At 68.8% G+C, this 18,048-nt stretch carries 15 protein-coding genes; 9 read left to right on the top strand and 6 right to left on the bottom strand.

Going from position 1 to position 18,048, the window contains the following annotated elements; translation table 11 throughout:
- Positions 1 to 111: 111 nt before the first annotated feature.
- Entirely contained in the window at positions 112 to 780 is a 669-nt protein-coding gene (locus HOV77_RS11940) for a FadR/GntR family transcriptional regulator (protein ID WP_290861378.1), read from the top strand.
- Between the two features lie 94 nt (positions 781 to 874).
- On the opposite strand, the gene HOV77_RS11935 is transcribed toward HOV77_RS11940, so the two are convergent.
- The gene (locus HOV77_RS11935) at positions 875 to 2,728 is read right to left on the bottom strand and encodes a sialidase family protein (RefSeq protein WP_290861376.1); all 1,854 of its coding nucleotides are present in this window, start codon (positions 2,726 to 2,728) and stop codon (positions 875 to 877) included.
- A 149-nt stretch (positions 2,729 to 2,877) separates the two neighbouring features.
- On the opposite strand from HOV77_RS11935, the gene HOV77_RS11930 reads away from it, so the two are divergent.
- Positions 2,878 to 4,065: a sialidase family protein gene (locus HOV77_RS11930; RefSeq protein WP_290861374.1), complete on the top strand. Its 1,188-nt coding sequence runs from the start codon at positions 2,878 to 2,880 to the stop codon at positions 4,063 to 4,065.
- A gap of 94 nt (positions 4,066 to 4,159) precedes the next feature.
- Here HOV77_RS11930 and HOV77_RS11925 read toward each other — a convergent pair whose 3' ends face one another.
- Positions 4,160 to 4,927, bottom strand: a complete 768-nt coding sequence (locus HOV77_RS11925; RefSeq protein WP_290861507.1) for an FCD domain-containing protein — start codon at positions 4,925 to 4,927, stop codon at positions 4,160 to 4,162.
- Between the two features lie 138 nt (positions 4,928 to 5,065).
- Between HOV77_RS11925 and HOV77_RS11920 the strand changes: the two genes are divergently transcribed.
- The 6 genes from HOV77_RS11920 (at position 5,066) to HOV77_RS11895 (ending at position 12,043) form a co-directional block, all read left to right on the top strand.
- On the top strand, positions 5,066 to 6,694 hold the full coding sequence (locus tag HOV77_RS11920) for an ABC transporter substrate-binding protein (RefSeq protein WP_290861372.1): 1,629 nt from the start codon (positions 5,066 to 5,068) through the stop codon (positions 6,692 to 6,694).
- 80 nt (positions 6,695 to 6,774) lie between these two features.
- Positions 6,775 to 7,734 (top strand): ABC transporter permease, encoded by a 960-nt coding sequence (locus HOV77_RS11915; RefSeq protein WP_290861370.1) that lies wholly within the window; start codon positions 6,775 to 6,777, stop codon positions 7,732 to 7,734.
- An 11-nt stretch (positions 7,735 to 7,745) separates the two neighbouring features.
- Complete coding sequence (locus tag HOV77_RS11910; RefSeq protein ID WP_290861368.1) at positions 7,746 to 9,761, top strand: dipeptide/oligopeptide/nickel ABC transporter permease/ATP-binding protein; 2,016 nt, start codon at positions 7,746 to 7,748, stop codon at positions 9,759 to 9,761.
- Complete coding sequence (locus HOV77_RS11905; RefSeq protein ID WP_290861366.1) at positions 9,758 to 10,768, top strand: ABC transporter ATP-binding protein; 1,011 nt, start codon at positions 9,758 to 9,760, stop codon at positions 10,766 to 10,768. Before HOV77_RS11910 ends, HOV77_RS11905 begins: the two co-directional genes overlap by 4 nt.
- Entirely contained in the window at positions 10,765 to 11,697 is a 933-nt protein-coding gene (locus HOV77_RS11900) for a dihydrodipicolinate synthase family protein (protein WP_290861364.1), read from the top strand. Before HOV77_RS11905 ends, HOV77_RS11900 begins: the two co-directional genes overlap by 4 nt.
- 76 nt (positions 11,698 to 11,773) lie before the next feature.
- Entirely contained in the window at positions 11,774 to 12,043 is a 270-nt protein-coding gene (locus tag HOV77_RS11895; RefSeq protein WP_290861362.1) for a DUF6582 domain-containing protein, read from the top strand.
- On the opposite strand, the gene HOV77_RS11890 is transcribed toward HOV77_RS11895, so the two are convergent.
- The 3 genes from HOV77_RS11890 to HOV77_RS11880 form a co-directional block, all read right to left on the bottom strand.
- Positions 12,037 to 12,222: a hypothetical protein gene (locus HOV77_RS11890; protein ID WP_290861360.1), complete on the bottom strand. Its 186-nt coding sequence runs from the start codon at positions 12,220 to 12,222 to the stop codon at positions 12,037 to 12,039. The two genes, HOV77_RS11895 and HOV77_RS11890, sit on opposite strands and share 7 nt — an antisense overlap.
- Positions 12,219 to 12,920 carry a hypothetical protein gene (locus HOV77_RS11885; RefSeq protein ID WP_290861358.1) on the bottom strand — a complete coding sequence of 234 codons (702 nt, stop codon included), beginning with the start codon at positions 12,918 to 12,920 and terminating at the stop codon, positions 12,219 to 12,221. The genes HOV77_RS11890 and HOV77_RS11885 overlap by 4 nt, the downstream gene beginning before the upstream one ends.
- A gap of 175 nt (positions 12,921 to 13,095) precedes the next feature.
- Positions 13,096 to 14,415, bottom strand: a complete 1,320-nt coding sequence (locus HOV77_RS11880) for a hypothetical protein (RefSeq protein WP_290861356.1) — start codon at positions 14,413 to 14,415, stop codon at positions 13,096 to 13,098.
- Between the two features lie 132 nt (positions 14,416 to 14,547).
- Between HOV77_RS11880 and HOV77_RS11875 the strand changes: the two genes are divergently transcribed.
- Positions 14,548 to 15,777: an FAD-binding protein gene (locus HOV77_RS11875; protein WP_290861354.1), complete on the top strand. Its 1,230-nt coding sequence runs from the start codon at positions 14,548 to 14,550 to the stop codon at positions 15,775 to 15,777.
- Between the two features lie 94 nt (positions 15,778 to 15,871).
- On the opposite strand, the gene HOV77_RS11870 is transcribed toward HOV77_RS11875, so the two are convergent.
- Positions 15,872 to 18,010, bottom strand: coding sequence for a glycoside hydrolase family 3 protein (locus HOV77_RS11870; protein ID WP_290861352.1), 2,139 nt, complete (start codon positions 18,008 to 18,010; stop codon positions 15,872 to 15,874).
- Positions 18,011 to 18,048: the final 38 nt, after the last annotated feature.

Below are 18,048 nucleotides of genomic sequence, written 5' to 3'. Positions count from 1 at the left end.
CGTGGGATGTCCTGCCTCACGTCTCGAAACTAGGGACAACACGGCCCGCCGTCAAGCGCGCACGCGGTGTAAATTGCTGTACCGACAAGGTGGGATGTCGGGAGGACGAAGATGGCCAGGCGCAGCGGGGAGACCGTCCAGGACCGGATCGTGGCGTTGATCCACGACCGCGGTCTCGCACCGGGCGCGGCGATGCCGACCGAACCGCAGCTCATGGACCTGCTGGGGGCCAGCCGCAACAGCGTACGCGAGGCGGTCCGAGCCCTTCAGGCGCTCGGCATCGTCGAGATCCGGCACGGCTTCGGCACGTTCGTCGGCAAGGCGTCGCTCGACGTGCTGAGCCCGTCGCTGGAGTTCCGCATCCGGTCCGGCTCGCAAGGCGCGGTGAAGGCGCTGCACGACCTGGTCGAGATCCGGGAGATCCTGGAGACCGGACTGATCGCCCGAGTCGCGGCCGGCTCGACGAGCGCGTCGCGGCTGTCCGCATTGGACGCTCTGGTGACCGCGATGCAGACCGATCTGGAAGCCGACCGGGCCTTCCACGCGCTGCTCTACGAGAGCAGCGGCAACGAGCTGGTGCTACAGCTCATCGACCTGTTCTGGCAGGTCTACCACCAGGTGGAGCCGATCCTCGGCGCACCCGATTCGGTGATGGAAGACATCGTCGCCAACCACCGGCGCATCGTGGACGCCCTGCGGGCCAAGGACCCCGTCGCGGCCTCCGACGCGATGCAGCAGCACTTCCGGGGCGTGAAGGCGCGCATCGCCCGCGCCTCCTGACCCCTCTTTCTTGGGCGCCGGATCAGGGATCTGGGTCGAATCTTGGGCGGTGATTGACCTAGATCCCTGATCCAGCGCCGTCGGGGTAGGAGCGTCAGGCCGCAGTGACGCAGTCGAGCGGAAGCCGAAGCCCGAGCCGGCCGCCGATCGGCAGGTTCTGCCTACGGATGAGGTCAAGCTCCGTGGCGGACAAGGCGCGCTTGTAGACGCGTACCTCGTCGAGGGTGCCGCGGAACCGGTCGGCCCCGTCGACGCGTTGCCCGATGTGCAGGCCGACGACACCGAACTCCTTGCCATCGGTGACCGAGCCGGGCGGCACGGCGGCCGAGGCGACCGTCGTTCCGTCGATGCCCAGCTTGAACTGGCCGTCGACCCGCTGAAGCACGACGTGGTGCCACATGCCGTCGTTGTAGGAGCCGGCGGACTGGACGGTGATGTTGAAGCGGTCGACCATGATCAGCGCCCGGATCCGGTTGGACCCCGGTTCGGCGCGCAGCCAGATCTGCGGGGTCGTGCCACTCCCCGTCCGGTACGCCCACAGCAGCGAATGGTTGCCGGTGGTGTCGCTGTAGCGGAACCAGGTCATCAGGGTGAAGTCGTCGCCGCCGAGGTCGATCGACTCGTCGAACGGGACTTCGATCCGGTCGTCCACGCCGTCGAGTGTGAGCCCGCCACCGAAGCGACCCTCGGTGACCGAAGCGCCGCCGCGGACGTAAGCCACGTTGGCGGCCGAATGAGAGAGGTCCGGCGTAGTGGGACCGGGAGCCGGCGGACTGGGAATCCCCGGCGGCGTCCCGTTCGGCGTCGCCAGGTACGCGTCGTTGAACCGAGCCCATCGGATCGACTCGTACGGCGTCGAGACACCGGCCTCATAGGCGAGACCCGTCAAGTCGTCCGCCAGTGCGACGAGATCCGAGTACGCCGACGGCCCCCACCAGAAGACCTTGCCCTCCTGCCAGGGCTGATAGGTGAGCCCGCCGTCGAACGAAGCGCGTACGGACATGACCTCGCGAGCGACCGGATGGGCGGGTGCGGACAACAACAGCCGGTCGCCGGAGAGCAGCACCGAGCCCTGCACGTCGGGCATCGAAAGGTCGATCGTCGAGAAGGGACGGTCGAAGGTCTCGCCCCCGTCACTGCTGTACGCCACCGCCCGGTGGCCCGGGTCGGTCCCCCGCTCGCGGGCGAGCGCGTACACCCGGCCGTCGGGCAGCTCGGCGACGGTCACCTCCTGGGCGATGATCGTGCCGTCGGTGAAGGCGCTGGTCGCCCCGATGTGCCAGGTAACGCCGCTGTCGTCGCTGTAGAGCAGGTGCGTGCCGTAGAGATGGTCGCCCACTCCGTCGTAGCTCTCGTGGTTCGCGCCGACGATCAGCCGTCCCGCGTGCGGCCCGTGGGTGAGCTGGATGCCGTGCATCGGGCCCGTGGCGTACCAGAAGTTCCACTCCGGCTTCGTGCCCTCCGACATCAGACGCGGGGCGGACCAGGTCGCGCCGTCGTCGTCGCTCACCTGCACGTAGGGCTGTCGCAGGCAGCCGTTCGGGCACGGGGCCGAGCCGTTGTGCGTACTCACGAGCACGACGCGGCCGGTGTTCCGGTCCACGATCGGAACCGGGTTCCCGTGCGTGGTGCCGTTGCCTTCCGAGACGACCTGCAACGGACCCCAGGTACGCCCGTTGTCGGTGGATCGGCGCAGCACGATGTCGATGTCCTCGTCGTCGCCGCAGTCCTTTACCCGGCCCTCGGCGAACGCGAGCACGTCACCGTCGGCCGCCCGGACCAGGGCGGGGATGCGGAAGCAGAAGTAGCCCATGCTCTTCTGCGGATAGATGACCTGCTCGTCGAAGGCGGGAGTGCCCTGATCCTCGGCGCTGGCCGGGGCAGCCAATCCGGCCGCCAGGAGCACCAGCGCGCCGACCAAGGCGGCCGCGCGGCGTGCGTACCTCATCTCGTGCCTTTCGGGAGGGGGACCTGATTGCCGGACATCCTATGTCCGACGTGGGATGTCCGCCAGAGATGCTCTTGACCGTTCCGACATCCAGGCTTAACGTCGCTGGAACGTGGGACATCCCATGTCCCGTTCGGAGGTAGTTCCCCTTGCATATCTGGAAACTCGCCGGGGCGGGCGTGCTCGCCGCCGGCGCCCTGACTGCGAGCGTCATCCCGGCCACCGCTGCCGACCAGGCCAAATGCACCACCTCGACGCCGTACACCGCGAACACCGAGGGTTACAGCGCGTTCCGCATCCCGGCCGTGATCACCGCCGCCAACGGCGACGTCCTTGCCTTCGCCGAGGGCCGGGTCGGTGGCCTGGGCGACGCGGGCAACATCGACACCGTGCTCAAACGCTCCACCGACGGCGGCTGCACCTGGGGACCGCTGCAGATCGTGCACGACAACGCGAACAACACCGCGGGCAATCCCGCCCCCGTCGTCACGACCGGCGGCCGAATCGTGCTGCTCACGACCTTCAACGCGGGCACCGCGACCGAGGCCATGATCCTGCGGGGCGAGGTCACCGCGGAACAGTCACGCCGCGTGTTCGTCCAGCACAGTGACGACAACGGGGCCAGCTGGTCCGCGCCCAGCGAGATCACCGCGCAGACCAAGCTCCCCAATTGGCGCTGGTACGCCACGGGGCCGGGCCACGCAGTGCGGTTGGCCGGCGGCGCCCACGCGGGTCGGCTGGTCGTCCCGGCCAACCACTCGATCGCACCGGCCGCGGGGTCAACCGACACGGGAGCGGAAGCCAAGTACTACGGCGGGCATTCGCTGTACAGCGATGACGACGGCGCGACCTGGCAGATCGGTTACGTCGACGACAACCCCGACGGCTACGTCAACGTGAACGAGACGACGGCGACGCAGTTGCCGGACGGCCGGGTCTACTTCAACACCCGCGACCACAACGGAACCGGCCCCGGTACGCGAGCCGACGCGTACAGCGCCGACGGTGGCGCGACGCTGGTGAAGCCGTTCCACCCCCAGGGAACCATCGCCGGTCCCGTCGTGGAAGGCAGTGTGCTGCAACTTCGCGGCCCGAACGCGCCCCTGCTGTACTCCGGCCCAGCCGACCCGGCCGCCCGCGCGGTGCTGACCATCCGGGTGAGCCACGACGCCGGTCTCACCTTCACCCCGGCGCTGGCCCTCTCCGGCCTGCCCGCCGCGTACTCCGACCTGGTCCAGGTGGACGCGAACACGGTCGGCGTGCTCTACGAGACCGGTGACTTCGGCGCGAACGAGCGCATCGAGTTCCACCGCGTCCCCGTCAGCACCCTCCGCTGACCCCTCGTCCCTTTCGCGTTGATCATGAGGTTAGGGGTGGCGACACGCCGGCCGGGGGGACCTTAGGTTCATGATCAACGCCGCGCGGGCGAGGCTAGGCGGCGATGCGGGCGAGCCGGGAGCGAACCCCGGCGAAGTGCGCCCGCATCGCCGCCGCCGCCGCAGTGGGGTCGCCGGCCAGCACGGCCTCATAGATGTCGCGGTGCTTGCGCGCCACGTCGGCCGGGGCCTCGTCCGGCGAGCCGAGGTCGTCGCGGAGCTGGTGGTAGACCTCCCAGAACGCGCCGAGCAACTGGCCCACCAGCGGATTGGCGAGCGGCCGGTAGAGGACGTCGTGGAACTGCCGGTCCGTCTCCGGTGAGATCGGCTCGCCGGCGTCGGCTTCGGCCTCCATCTGGACGATCGCGTCGAGCGCGTCGGTCAGCTGTGCCGCCCCGATTCCGCGCTCGATCAGAAGCACTACCAGGCCGCTCTCCAGCACCTCGCGGATCTCGATGAGGTGGCCGAGGTGGTTGCGCTCCTCCGGCATCGTCATCCGGCTGTGGAAGGCCAACTCGTCGACGAGCCCGTTGAGCGACATGCGCCCGACGAACATCCCGAACCCGTGGCGGATGTCGACGATGCCGACCGCTTGCAGCACTTTCAGGGCCTCGCGTACGGAATTGCGCCCGATGCCCAGTTCCTGCATCAACTCGGACTCGGTCGGCAGCGGGTCGCCGGTACCCAGACCGCGCTGAAGGATGATCCCCTTCACCGCCTCCTGCACCTCGACGGATCGGCTCCGACGGCCCCTAGCTGCGGGAACGCGATTCCCAGGTACCTTGGTGGGCTGACCGTCCCCGTTCCGATCGGCCTGAAACATCGCGGACATCTCCAGGTCATCTCCTCTTGACCGGGGACGGGATCGACCCCTAACGTGCACTCTACAGGACATGGGATGTGGGACGTCCAATGTCCGAGGAACACAATAAGCCGAAACCCATCCCCCATAGGAGGCACCGTGAGCGCCCCGGTTTCTCGGCCAGCTCTCAACCTCAGCGGCAGCCGCCGCGACTTCCTGCGCATCAGCGGGTCGGTGAGCGCCGCCGCGGCCATCTCGGCCGCTCTCGGCGCCTGCAGCGGTCCCGCCTCGACGAGCACCGCCGGGGCCGGCGGCGACAAGGACCTCATCACCGCGGTCATCGGATACGGCAACAACCAGAGCTGGGACCCGTCGATGACGGCCTCCGCCTTCACGATGGCCGCCAACAACCACATCTACGAAGGTCTGGTCGACACCGACCCGATCACCCGCGCCCCCTACCCGGCGCTGGCCACCGCGCTGCCCGCCGACGTGAACGCCACGAGCTGGAAGTTCACCCTGCGTGACGGGGCCAAGTGGCACGACGGTCAGCCGGTGACGGTGGACGACGTGCTGTTCACCTTCGAGCGCGCGCTCGACAAGTCCACCCTGATCTACTCCTTCTTCTCCGCCTGGCTGCAGGAGGTCAAGAAGGTCGACGACAAGACGGTCGAGCTGGTCTTCAAGTTCCCGTTCCCGGACGCGCTGCCCCGGCTCACGATCGCCAAGATCATGCCGAAGCACGTCTTCGGCGCGGCCGGCGGCTGGGACGCGGCCAAGAACGGCAAGGCGATCGGCTCCGGCCCCTACAAGCAGACGGCGCACAACCCGAAGTCGAACACCACCTTCGAGGCGTTCGCCGACTACAACGGGCCGCGTAAGCCCACCGTCAAGAAGATGAACTGGCTGTCCATCGTGGACGCGCCGGCCCGGGTCGCGAAGATCTCCGGTGGCAGCGCCGAGGCGCAGATCGCCGACAACATCCCGTACGCGAACATCGACCAGCTCACCAAGGGCGGGCTGACGGTCGAGGGCGGCAAGGGCATGAACCACATGTTCCTCATGTTCAACACCGCGCAGAAGCCGTTCGACGACATCCGCGTACGCCAGGCGCTGTTCTACGCGATCGACACGAAGAAGATGATCGACGTCGCGTTGAAGGGCCACGGAGCGGCCTCGACGAGCTTCCTCAACGAGCAGAACCCGTCGTACGCCAAGGCGAAGACGGTCTACTCCTACGACCCGGAGAAGGCGAAGGCGCTGCTGAAGGAGGCCGGCGTCACGAACCTGACGGTGACCCTGATGGCCGTCAACGTCAGCTGGATCGCCGACTGCCTGCCGACGATCGCCAACTCGTGGGACGCGATCGGCGTCAAGACGACCCTCGAGCCGCAGGACACCGCCGCGCTGTTCACCAAGATGGACCAGTCGCAGAACTACCAGGTGGTGGCGGCCGCGTCGAACCCGAACCAGTTCGGTCTCGACGCCGACCTGATCCTGCGCTACAACTACACGTCCGGTGGGACGTGGATGAAGTACACCAAGTGGGACAAGAGCGCCGTCGCCAAGGACCTCTTCGCCAAGATGGACGCCGCGACGCAGGAGCCCAGCCCCACCAAGAAGCTCGACCTCGTGCACGCGTACCTCGACGTCATCGCCGAGCAGGCGGTGCTCTATCCGGTCGTGCACACCGAGCTCATGACCGCCTGGGACCCGAAGAAGCTCACCGGTGTCCGGCCGCAGGCGTACCCCGGCATCAACCTGCTGCAGGCCACCCGCCAGGGCTGAGACGCGGATCTGGGGAGGTTCGCCGGTCACCGGCCGTACTCGCGTACGGCCGGTGACCGCCACACGAAAGGAGGCCCGCGATGGCGGTCATCGCACGGATGCTGGTACGCCGCATCCTGATCCTCATCCCGCTGTTGCTCGGCGTGATCGCATTCGTGTTCATCGTCATGCGGTTCTCCAACAACAAGCCGGAGTACGCCTACTTCCAGGGAGCCAACCCGACGACCGAGCAGATCCACCAGTTCCAGGTGGAAAACGGCCTGCTCGACCCGTTGCCGGTGCGCTATCTCCGGTTCGTCGGCGATCTGCTGCACGGTGACCTGGGCACCAGCGTCCTGACCAAGGCGCCGGTGCTGGACTCGGTCATGACGGCGCTGCCGCTGACGTTGCAGCTGACCTTCCTCGGCCTGGCCATCGCGGTCGTGCTCGCCACCGTCTTCGGCGTCGTCGCGGCGATCTTCCGGGACCGCTGGCCGGACCAGCTGATCCGGCTGGTCTCCCTGGTCGGGGTGGCCGCACCGGGCTTCTGGCTCGCCCTGCTGATGATCCAGTGGCTCGCCGTCGATCGCGGCTGGTTCCCCACCAGCGGCTACATCAACCCGGCCGACTCGGTCGGCGGCTGGCTCCAGTCGCTGACGTTGCCCGCGTTGTCGCTGTCGTTGCCGGTCGCCGCGCAGCTCACCCGGATCATCCGAACTTCCATGGTGGAAGAGCTCGACAAGGACTATGTGCGTACGGCGATCGGCAGCGGGCTGCCGCCGATCGTGGTCATCGGCCGCAACGTCCTGCGGAATGCGCTGATCAATCCGCTGACCGTCCTCGGTCTCCGGATCGGCTACCTCCTCGGCGGCGCGGTCGTCATCGAGACGATCTACTCCCTGCCCGGCATGGGCCAGCTGATGATCAACGGCGTACGCGACGGCGACCCGGCGGTGGTCCAGGGCGTGGTGCTCACCATCGCCGTCGGCTTCGTCGTCGTGAACCTGGTCGTCGACGTCCTCTACCTGCTCGTGAACCCCCGACTGAGGAGCGCCGGCTGATGCGCAGTGGCTTGGCAAGACGCCTCTCCCGGCCCGGAATCCAGTTCCGCCGGCTCGGTCTGCCCTCGTGGATCTCCATCGGCGTCGTCGTGCTCGTCGCCCTCGCCGCGATCCTCGCCCCGTTGCTGGCCCCGCACTCGCCGTACGTCCAGGAGGCGGACGGCGGCGGACCCAGCGCGGACCACTGGATGGGCCTCGACAGCGCCAACCGGGACATCTTCACCCGGCTGCTCTACGGCGCCCGCTGGTCGCTCATCATCGGTCTCGGCGCGACCGCGATCGCCCTGGTGCTCGGCGCGCTGATCGGCGCGATCGCGGCCACCTCCCGCCGGGCCTTCGACGAGGGCATCATGCGGACCCTCGACGTGGTCATGGCCTTCCCCGGCATCGCGCTCGCCGCGGTCCTTGTCGCGGTCTTCGGCGGCAGCATCCCCGTGCTCGTGGGGGCCATCGCGTTCCTCTACATGCCGTCGGTCGCCCGAGTGGTACGCGCGAACGTGCTCGCCCAATACGGCGAGGATTATGTTGCGGCCGAACGGGTCATCGGGGCGCGTACGCCGCACATCCTGCTCAAGCACGTGGCGATCAACTGCGCCGCCCCGATCCTGGTGTTCTGCACCGTCATGGTGGCCGACGCGATCGTCTTCGAGGCATCGCTGTCGTTCATCGGTGCAGGCGTACGCCCACCGGACCCCTCGTGGGGCTCGGTCATCGCCGACGGCCGCAACATGGTGCTGCTCGGCGGCTGGTGGGCGACCGTGTTCCCCGGTCTGCTGATCCTGATCACCGTGCTGGCCCTCAACATCCTGGCCGAGGGCGTGTCCGACGCCTGGGCCGCGCCCGCCGCCCGCCCGTCCATCCCCACTCAGGGTCGGTCCGATGTGGACCGCTTGGAGGCGGCCGCCCCGGGCAGCGGTCAAGTCGTCGAGCTGCCCGGCCTCGCCGAGGCGGCGCAGCGGCTCGCCGCCCGCGCCCGGCCGCTGCCGACCGGCGAACCGATCCTCGCCGTACGCGATCTCCGTATCGGCTTCGAGGGGCGGCACAACGGAGTCGACATCGTCGACGGCATCTCCTTCGACGTACGCCCGGGTGAGGTGCTCGGCCTCGTCGGTGAGTCCGGCTGCGGCAAGTCTTTGACGGCGCTGACCGTCATGGGCCTGCAACCGCGCGGCGCCCGGATCGGCGGAACCGCGACGTTCCAGGGGAAGGATCTACTCACGCTGTCGAAGGCGGCCCGTCGCAAGCTGATGGGTCATGACATCGCGATGATCTACCAAGACGCGTTGTCCTCGCTCAACCCGGCGATGACGATCAAGTCCCAACTCAAGCAGGTAGTCCGGCGCTGGCGCCGACCCCCGCTCGATCCGCAATCAGCCGGGAGGACGGCGGGTCGGCAACCTGAGCAGCAACGCCGGCGTACTCCTGCTGAATTGCTGGAGCTCGTCGGGCTGGACCCCGCGCGTACCCTCTCGTCTTATCCGCACGAGTTGTCCGGCGGCCAAAGGCAGCGCGTGCTGATCGCGATGGCGTTGTCCCGCGACCCGAAGCTGATCATCGCGGACGAGCCCACGACGGCGCTGGACGTGACCGTGCAGGCCCAGGTGATCCAGCTGCTCCTGCGCCTGCGCGCGGAGCTGGGTTTCGCCCTGATCCTCGTGTCGCACGACCTCGCGCTGGTCGCGGACGTGACCGACCGGGTGGTCGTGATGTACGGCGGCCAGATCGTGGAGACCGGGGTGACCTCGAAGTTGGTCGGCGCACCGGCCCACCATTACGCCCGTGGGCTGCTCGGATCGGTGCTCTCGCTGGAGTCGGGCGCGGAGCGGCTGACCCAGATCCGCGGCGTCGTCCCGTCGCCGGCCGACTTCCCGAACGGCTGCCGCTTCGCCGACCGCTGCCCGATGGCGACCGAGATCTGCCGGACCGAGCGGCCTTCGCTCACCGGGGATCGCGCGCACGAGGTCGCCTGTCACCATCCGGCCGCTGCTGCTGTCGGCGCTCCGGCTTTTTCGGGGGAGGCGCTGTGAACGCACCGTTGATCGAGCTCACCGACGTGCACGTGGTGCACAAGGCCCGCTCCGGCGGCCTGTTCCAACGCGACCGGGTGTACGCGCTGACCAGCGCGGACCTGAGCATCTCGGCCGGCGAGACGGTCGGCGTCGTCGGCGAGTCCGGCTGCGGCAAGTCCACCCTCGCCCGGGTGCTCGTCGGTCTGCAGAAACCCACCCAGGGCACGGTCACGGTCGAGGGCGCGGACCTGTGGAAGTTGCCGCCGTCGAAGCGCCGGATCGCCATCGGCGAGAACACCGGGATGGTCTTCCAGGATCCGTCGACGGCGTTGAACCGGCGTCTGCCCATCCGGCAGGTGCTGCGCGATCCGCTGGACGTCCACGGCGTCGGCAGCGTACGCGAGCGGGAGCAGCGCGTCAGTGAACTGCTCGACCTCGTCGGCCTGCCGAAGAGCGTGGCGAACGTGCTGCCGAGCCAGGTCTCCGGCGGGCAGCGGCAGCGGGTCGCGATCGCCCGCGCCCTCGCGCTACGACCGAAGCTGCTCATCGCCGACGAGCCGACGAGCGCGCTGGACGTCTCGGTCCGGGCGCAGATCCTGAATCTGTTGCTGGACCTGAAGCAGCAGCTCAACTTGGCGATGGTCTTCGTGTCGCACGACATCTCGACCGTACGCCGGATGAGCGACCGGGTCGTCACGATGTATCTCGGCCGCATCGTCGAGGAAGCGCCGGCCTTGGCGGTCCCCGGCGGTGCGCGGCATCCGTACACCCGGGCGCTGTTCTCGGCCACCCCCGGACTGCTCTCCCCCATCGACCCGATCCCCCTGGTCGGGCCGGTTCCGTCGGCCACCCGGCCGCCCAGCGGCTGTCCGTTCCGGACCCGGTGCTGGAAGGCCACCGACGTCTGCTCTGCCTCGATGCCTTCCTCCACCGTGGAGGAAGGGCATCTGTATCGATGCCATCACCCGGTTCTCAACGGCGCGACCGACCTCGAACTGATCAGCCAAGCACAGGAGCGTAAATGAGCACCGCCGCCACGGCACTCTCCGGCGTCATCCCCCCGGTCTGCACCCCTCTCACCCCCGACTACGAGGTCGACAAGGCGTCGTTGATCCGGCTCGTCGACCACCTGATGGCCGGCGGCGTCGACGGGTTGTTCATCCTCGGCTCGTCGTCGGAGGTGGCGTACCTGCCGGACGGGCACCGCAAGGCAGTCCTGGACACCGTGATCGGCCACGTCGGCGGCCAGGTTCCGGTCCTCGCCGGGGTCATCGACATGACGGCCCTCCGGGTGCTCGACCACGTACGCACAGCGGTGGACGCGGGCGCAGACGCCCTGGTCGCCACCGCGCCGTTCTACACGCGTACGCACCCGTTCGAGATCTCGCGGCACTTCAAGGCGATCGCCGCACAGGCCGGCATCCCGGTGTACGCCTACGACCTGCCCGTCTCCGTCCACAGTAAACTGTCGGCCGACCTCCTGCTGGAGCTGGCGGGCGAAGGCGTACTGGCCGGGCTCAAGGACTCCAGCGGCGACGAGGGCGGCTTCCGCCAGGTGCTCCTGGGCCGCCGCGATCGGGATCTGCCCGGGTTCGCCGTGTTCACCGGCTCGGAGCTGACCGTCGACTCGGCCCTCTGGATGGGCGCTGACGGCGTGGTGCCCGGTCTCGGCAACGTCGACCCGCACGGCTACGTACGCCTCTACCAGCACGCCCGCGCCGGGGACTGGGTCGCCGCCCGGGCCGAGCAGGAGCGGCTGTTCCGCCTGTTCGGGCTGGTCGCCGTGGGCGGACCGCGCATGGGCGGCAGCTCGTCGGCGCTCGGGGCGTTCAAGGCCGCCCTGCACCTCCGTGGGGTGATCGACCACCCGACGACCGCTCTGCCCCAGATTCCGCTCGACGCCGACGAGATCGCCCGCGTGGGCAAGTTCCTGGCGGACGCCGCTCTCCTCTGACGCGCGATCTCGGGCGCCGCGGATCCCGGGTGCTCGCGTACGCATAGCGCCGAGCGCCCGGGGTACGCCTCCTCGTATGAAGACCACCTGGAAACCCCACACCAAGCACGGTGACCTCACCAAACGGTCGGACCTGCCGGATTCGGTGTACGCCTTCCCCGACAAGCGGAAGGAACCGCTGACCGACGCCGACCACGTACGCAACGCGCTGGCCCGGTTCGACCAGGTCGAGGACGTCAGTGACGACGAACGCGACCTGGCCTTCGCCAACATCAAGAAGGCGGCCGACCACTACGACGTGGACATGGAAGAGACCGACTGGCACCAGCTCGGCAAACCTCAGTAGTCCTCGTCGATCCCACCGGCCGACTCGGTCCCACCGGCCGACGCGTCTTCCTCGGCGTCGGCCGGGTCGACCTGGGCGTCGGTGGGATCGCCTTGGGCGATCTCCTCGTTCACGGCGGGATCGCGGTCGTCCGAGCCGTCGTCGCTACCGCTGAACGGCTCCTGTTCTGGTTCGGTCATGCCGCAGTGGTTACCCAGGATTTCGCCGCTTCCACCCGGGCGGCCTGCTTCTCCGTGGCCGTCCGGAGATGATCGGTGAGGCCGGCCAGCTCCAGCAGGAACTCGGTGTCCGCCTCAGACGGCGGCGACAACCGGGCGACCTCGTACGCCGCGGTGATGTCCGGGACGTCGGCCCCCGCCAGCGCGGCGACCTGGCGTGGCCGCCAGCCGTGGTGGGCCACCAGGTTCGCCCCGATGACGTCCCGCGCCGCCTCGGCGGTGTCGTGGAAGGTGCGTACCTGCTGCAACCGGCCCTCTTCGGCCATCAGGCGCTCCAGCGGATCGCCCGCGGGGTCCGGCTGCGCCTCGTGTTCACGCGCGTTCTGGATCTTGGCAGTGGCTAGGGAGTGCAGTTCGCGGAGTTCTTCGACCGTTTGCTGAGCCGGGTAGAGCAGGCGCTCGGCGTCCAGTGGGTCGTCGAGCGGGTCGGCCCAGGTCACGATCGTCTCCGCCCAGTCCGTGTGATGGCGTACGCCGCAGATCACGTGGGCGACCTCGCTGAGCGTCCAGCCTTCCTCCCGGACCAGGTACGCGGCGATCGCGTCCCGTTCGGTGAGCGACTGCCGGTACGCGCTCCGGATCTCGGTCAGTGAGCGGTAGCCGTCGGCGAGGGGATCCTTCATGGTCAAGGTGGCTTGCCGGAGGGCTTCGATCTCCATCAGCCCACCGTAACGACATATTCGCTGTGAGTGACGCTCCCACGGTGGTGGGCCTTCTCACCGTGCCAGCCCTGGAGCACGCCGACCTTGAGCGGGCTGACCTTGAATAGAAAACGTCGTCATAGCAACGCGAACCGTTCAAGATCAGCCCCCGCGCACAAAATAGAACCGCGCGTCAGGCCATCCGCAGGACGTAAAGCCCGTTGTTCATGTCAGAAGCCAGAATCAGGTCGTCCATGACGTAAACGCCCCAGATCTCCGAGCACCCGCCTTCGTAGTCGCAGTAGTCCGGGTTCGGCGTCCAGTCGTCGGGGACGAACTGCCCCAGGAACTTCGGCGACGAAGGCCGGGAGACGTCGGCGACCACGACCCCGAGCGCGTACCAGGAGAAGTACGCCCGGCCGCCCCGAAGTTTGGGGTCGTGCACGCTGTTCTCCTCGCCACCGGGGATGTCGAAGTGCGCCAGCTCCACCGGATGACGCGGATCGCTGACGTCGTAGATCATCGGGAGGCCGCCGAGCGTCTCGTGCGTCTCGATCAGGGTCTTCCCGTCCGGCGACAGCACCGAGGAATGGGTCGCGCCCTGCTCCGGATCGGTCTTGCCGAGGTATCGCGGGTGGGCCGGATCCCGGATGTCCAGGATCACCGTGCCCAGGTCCCAATAGGACAGGTACGCGGTGGTCAACCGCTCGTCCACGCGTACCGAATGAGTGAAGTTCTGTTTGCCCGAGTAGGGCGAGGCGGGGTTCTCCACCGGGACCACCCCGAGTTCTTTCCACGCGCCCCACTCGCCGACGTCGGCCGGGTGCCGGGGGTCGGTGATGTCGACGATGCGGAAGTCCGCGCGGCCGGGCGTCGTCGCGGTGTTGGTCGCGGGGTCGTACGTGGGCGAGCTGGTCCATTCCGAACGCAGCACCGCGGTGTAGACGTACGCTTTCCCACCGTGCGCGCCGAGCCAGATCTCGTGCGAACCACGCGCGCCCGGCGTCGCATAGCGAGCCAGCGGTGTGGGGTGCGCCGGGTCGGTCACGTCGTAGAGCGCGAAGCCCCGGAACGCGACGTCGTCGTGTGAGCCGCACGTCTGGAAGGTGACCACGGCGACGTCACCGTGATACGACGGCGTGTCGACCCGCTGGACGACGACCTTCTCGGTCCACGTGCCGGCCAGCGACGGCTCGGACGCGGCGTCGCCGAAGGTGGAGACGTGCTGCGGCCGGGCGGGATCGCGCAGGTCGTAGACGCGTACGCCGTTGCTGAAGCAGTTCCAGCCGGACCAGCTCGCCAGGTAGGCGTACCCCCGATGACCGTAGACGTCGGCGTTCGTCCCCGGTCCCGGGTTCACGTGCGCGAGCAGGTGCATGTTCGAGGTGGTCGTGGGGCTCTCCCCCGTGGGAGGCGGCGGCGGTCCCTCGTCGTGTCCGGCTGCCGGGGCGGCGGTGCCGAACCCGGCCAGCAGCAGGGTCAGGCCCAAGACGAGGGTTCTGCGTGCCTTCACAAGCATCACCACATTTCTGACGGAAAGCCGGTGTCTCCGGCCGTCCTCAAAGCGCGATGACCGCCGATGTCGGTGCGCACGACGACGTCGGCGTTATCGAATCGAAATACATCACCCCAGTAGGCTGTCCGGGTGATCACCAACTGGGCCGGCAACGTGACCTACTCCGCGCGCGCTCTCCACCGGCCGAGCAGCCTCGCCGAGCTGCGCGAGGCGGTCGCGCGGGCGGAACGCGTACGACCGCTCGGCACCGGCCACTCGTTCAACCGGCTCGCCGACACCTCCGGCGAGCTGATCAGCCCGGCCGCGCTGCCCGTGGTCATGGAGATCGACACCGCTGCCGGCAAGGTCCGCGTCTCGGCCGGCGTCCGCTATGGCGAACTCTCCCGATTCCTTTGGACCAACGGGTACGCCTTGAGCAATCTGGCGTCGTTACCGCACATCTCGGTGGCCGGCGCGGTGTCCACCGGCACCCACGGTTCCGGTGCGGGCAATCGCAGCCTCTCGGCCGAGGTGGCCGCGGTGGAGCTGGTCACCGCGGACGGGTCGATCGTCGAACTGTCCGAAGGGGACGATAGGTTCCCCGGTTCGGTGGTGGCGTTGGGCGCGCTCGGCGTCGTCGCCGCCCTGACCCTCCGGGTGCGGCCGGCGTACGAGGTGAGCCAGACGGTCTTCGAGAACCTGCCCGGTCCGGCCGTCCGGGCGCACTTCACCGAGATCATGCGCTCGGCGTACAGCGTCAGCCTCTTCACCTCCTGGACCGGTGACGCGGTCGATCAGGTCTGGGTGAAGTCCGTCGGTGAACCCGCCCTGGAACTCTTCGACGCAGTCCGGGCGGACGGACCCCGGCATCCGATCCCGGGCGGCCCCGCCGAGTGGTGTACGCCGCAACTCGGCGTACCGGGGCCGTGGCACGAGCGGCTGCCACACTTCCGGCTGGAGTTCACCCCGAGCAACGGCGACGAACTGCAGTCGGAGTACTTCGTCCCGGCCGATCGCGCCGTGGAGGCGCTGGATGCGATCGCCGAGATCCGGGAGCGGATCGCGCCCGTGCTGCACATCTCGGAGATCCGCGCGATCGCCGCCGACGAGCTCTGGCTGAGTCCCGCGTCCGGCCGGGACAGCGTGGCGATCCACTTCACCTGGAAACCCGACGCGGTTGCGGTCGAGCCGGTCCTGACGCTGATCGAGGAACGCCTCGCCCCGTACGCCGCCCGCCCGCACTGGGGCAAGGTCTACGGCACGCCGCCGGAACGGCTGGCCGAGCTGTATCCGCGGTTGGGCGAGTTCGCCGCGTTGACCCGCGAACTCGACCCGCGGGGCAAGTTCCGCAACGACCTCCTCGACTCCCTCCTCCGTTAGCCCGTCCGTGGCGGAAAGCGCGCTGGATCAGGGTTCTGGGTCGAATCTTGTCCCAAGATTCGACCCAGAACCCTGATCCAGCCGGGGGCGACCGTTAACGCGGAACGCGAGCGAGTAGCCGCACCGCGGTCAGCGTGTCCCCGGACTGAGCCGCGTGCTCGGCGTCGGCCATGAGCTTCTGCCACCCGGGCCGGGCCCGCCCGGCGACCACCGCGTTCTGCGCGACGGCCCGCAGCGCGTCGAGAGCATCCTCCGGTGGCGCCGTACGCAGTCCCCAGCCGTACGGGAACAGTGGTTCGTAGGCGGCGTCGCCGACGTTGATCGGGACCTGGCCGGCCGAGGCGGGCCAGGTCACCGGCAGCCGCCCGGTGAACGGCTTGCGTCCGAAGAGGACGTCCGCCACGCCGCCGCCTTCGCTGCCCGGCAACCACCCCGCGACGAGGGCGTCCATCTCGCCGAGCTGGTCGGTGACGATCTGCGTACGCCCCGAGACGAGCACGACGACGCAGGTCGGGACGGCGGCGCACACCTTGTCGATGACGGCTTTGTCAGCGGGCTGCAACGACAGTGACTTCTCCTCCTGCTGCGGAACCGTGCACCAGCCGCATTCGGGGCCGCCGACGTCGCCATAGCCCTCGGCGTACGGGGTCTCGCCGACGACCACCACGCCGACCTGCGCGTCACCGACCGGCACTGAGGCGTCCGCGCTGTAGGTGACGTCCGAGGCGATCGAGCGTATGCCCTGGAGGATCGTCGTCCCGGGGATGTTCGCCCCGGAGTTGCCCTGCCAGCTGATGGTCCAGCCGCCGGCCTGGTTGCCGATGTCGTCGGCGTTGCGCCCGGCCACGTACACCTTCGCCGACGGGCGCAGCGGCAGCGCGTGCCCGGAGTTCTTCAGGAGCACCTGGGACTCCGCGACGGCCTGACGGGCCAGCGCCCGGTGAGCGTCGCTGCCGACCTGCGAGATGTCGTCGAGGCCGGCGTACGGGTGCTCGAACAGGCCGAGCTCGAACTTCTTCCGCAGGATGCGCGAGACCGCGTCGTCGATGCGGCTCATCGCGACGTTTCCGGCGGTCACCTCGGCCAGCAGCAGCTGCTCGAACTGGAGTGCGCTGTTGGGCTCCATGAACATGTCGATGCCCGCGTTGACCCCGGTACGCACCTTGTAGGCGGTGAGCCCGCCGTTGCCCGGGTCGGCCGGGTCGGGGATCTGGTGGATGCCCTCCCAGTCGGAGATCACGAACCCGTCGAAGCCGAGCTGGCCCTTGAGATGGCCGGTGATCAGCTCCTGGTGGGCATGCATCTTGAGCGGGTTGCCGACGCCGTCCTCGGTCCAGTCCACGCTGGAGAACGACGGCATGACCGTGCCCACGTCGTACTTGCCGACGGCCACCACGTAGGGCGCGAGATCGATCTTCGCGAAGTCCGACCGGCTCGTGACGGTGACACCTTGATCAATGGTGTACTTCTGCGCCCACCAGGGCTGGCCCTCGTTGGCCGCCGCCACGGCGGCGTCGTACTCGGTGTCGCCATCACCGGCGAAGTGCTTGGCGGTCGACAGCACCCGATCGTGATCGTCCAACTGGGACACCGAGTGGCCCTGCTGTCCGTCGATGATCGTGCCCATTCGCACCACCAGAGCCGGGTCCTCACCGAATGCCTCGTAGGACCGGCCCCAGCGCTCGTCCCGGGTGACGCAGATGCACGGCGAGAAGCTCCACGGGATGCCGGTCGCCCGGACCTCCTCGGCGTTGGCGTGCCCGATCCGTTCCACCAGCGCCGGATCCCGGGTCGCGCCGAGCCCGATGTTGTGCGGGAAGACGGTGGCGCCGTAGACGTTGCCGTGCCCGTGCACGGCGTCGATCCCATAGATCATCGGTATGCCCAGCCGCGTACTCAGCGCCTGGGTCTGGAACTGGTTGACCATCTCGACCCATGCCTGCGGCGTGTTGCTAGCCGGCGTGGAGCCGCCGCCAGACAGCACCGAGCCCAGCTGCCACTGGGCGATCAGCGTCGGGTCGGCCGCCACGGCACCCCGCTCGGCCTGGGTCATCTGGCCGATCTTCTCCGCCAGCGTCATGCGGGCCAGCAGATCTTGGACCCGTACGCCGACCGGCAGCCGGGAGTCGCGATACGAGGGCCCGGCGGCGTCCGCCGGGCGGGCGGGCACGACGCCGAGAGTCAGGACGCCGGCGGCCACCATGGCCAGCCCGCGTCGAAGCCGAACGTTCATTGGGGGTAATCCTTCCGGTGGGACGGCAGGAACCGAAC

The sequence above is a fragment of the Hamadaea sp. genome, from assembly GCF_013362815.1.
Lineage (GTDB): Bacteria > Actinomycetota > Actinomycetes > Mycobacteriales > Micromonosporaceae > Hamadaea.
Note: the sequence above shows the minus strand (reverse complement) of the source record. Positions and strands in the feature narration are given on the sequence as shown.

Coding starts and splice junctions, on each gene's coding strand:
- HOV77_RS11940 (WP_290861378.1), top strand. CDS start 112: ATGGCCAGGCGCAGCGGGGAGACCGTCCAGGACCGGATCGTGGCGTTG.
- HOV77_RS11935 (WP_290861376.1), bottom strand. CDS start 2,728: ATGAGGTACGCACGCCGCGCGGCCGCCTTGGTCGGCGCGCTGGTGCTC.
- HOV77_RS11925 (WP_290861507.1), bottom strand. CDS start 4,927: ATGTTTCAGGCCGATCGGAACGGGGACGGTCAGCCCACCAAGGTACCT.
- HOV77_RS11915 (WP_290861370.1), top strand. CDS start 6,775: ATGGCGGTCATCGCACGGATGCTGGTACGCCGCATCCTGATCCTCATC.
- HOV77_RS11900 (WP_290861364.1), top strand. CDS start 10,765: ATGAGCACCGCCGCCACGGCACTCTCCGGCGTCATCCCCCCGGTCTGC.
- HOV77_RS11895 (WP_290861362.1), top strand. CDS start 11,774: ATGAAGACCACCTGGAAACCCCACACCAAGCACGGTGACCTCACCAAA.
- HOV77_RS11890 (WP_290861360.1), bottom strand. CDS start 12,222: ATGACCGAACCAGAACAGGAGCCGTTCAGCGGTAGCGACGACGGCTCG.
- HOV77_RS11885 (WP_290861358.1), bottom strand. CDS start 12,920: ATGGAGATCGAAGCCCTCCGGCAAGCCACCTTGACCATGAAGGATCCC.
- HOV77_RS11870 (WP_290861352.1), bottom strand. CDS start 18,010: ATGAACGTTCGGCTTCGACGCGGGCTGGCCATGGTGGCCGCCGGCGTC.